This is a genomic window from Lamprobacter sp., assembly GCF_034860625.1.
Classification (GTDB): Bacteria; Pseudomonadota; Gammaproteobacteria; order Chromatiales; family Chromatiaceae; genus Lamprobacter.
Genome location: NZ_JAYESN010000655.1, coordinates 1 through 863 on the forward strand (window position 1 = coordinate 1; position 863 = coordinate 863).

Sequence of the window (863 nt, forward strand, 5' to 3'; positions counted from 1 at the left end):
GTTTCGCACGAGCATCTATCACCGAGACCGCAAGAAGCTGATCAGCTTCTATGCGGTGTACGACAACGTCAACGGCGCCGTTTTTGAAGACAGCCCTCTCGTGCAACAGAGTGGAGGCTTCACGGTCGGTTTCGTCGTCACTTGGTTCTTGTTTCAGTCGAATGACCTCGTCGAGGTCAAGCAATGGGAATGGAACACCGAATAATCGCAGAGGCTCCGACAACGGCAGCCAATCCTCGCCAAGAGTGGATGCGCGAAAGCCGCTTCGGACGCTGGTTCTTAGGAACTGAGGTGTGGCGTCGCTATGTGCTGGCCTACGCCATGGCGGAGCTCGCCGCGAAGGCTGGTCGCCGTGTGCCTGATAACGCCCACATCCTTGATATCGGTTGCGGTCAGGGCACCGCGGCGGCGCTGCTCGATGAGCATTTCCGGCCCCGACGCATCACCGGTATCGACATCGACGCCGAGCTCATCGCACGGGGACGTGCACAGGCTGCGACTCAGCCTCCACCCACCACCGAACTGGCGCTGGTTACGGCGAGCGCCACCGATATCCCCCTCGCCGACGGCTCGGTAGACCTGGTGCTGTGCCATCAACTGCTGCATCACATGGTCGCACAGCGCGAAGCCCTTGCGGAGATGCACCGCGTGCTGCGTCCAGGCGGGCTGTTGCTGATGGCTGAATCCTGCCGCCGCTTTATCGAGTCGAGTCTGGTGCGGACGCTGTTCCGGCATCCACACGAGGCCCAACAGGACGCGGTCGGCTTCCTGGATCTGGTGCGTGCCGCCGGCTTCAAGCTCGCCGAAGATGACATCATCACCGAAAGCCCCTGGTGGTCGCTGCCGGACCTGGGATTGCGCTC

Annotated in this window: 2 protein-coding genes; both read left to right on the top strand. The window is 61.9% G+C overall.

What is annotated here, in order from left to right; all coding sequences use genetic code 11:
* Window positions 1-205, top strand: a 205-nt coding sequence (locus VBE63_RS30545) for a hypothetical protein (RefSeq protein WP_323686709.1), incomplete at its 5' end; no start/stop codon positions are given.
* Between the two features lie 44 nt (window positions 206-249).
* Window positions 250-863 (top strand): class I SAM-dependent methyltransferase (locus VBE63_RS30550; protein WP_323686710.1); only part of this gene is annotated, 614 nt, incomplete at its 3' end.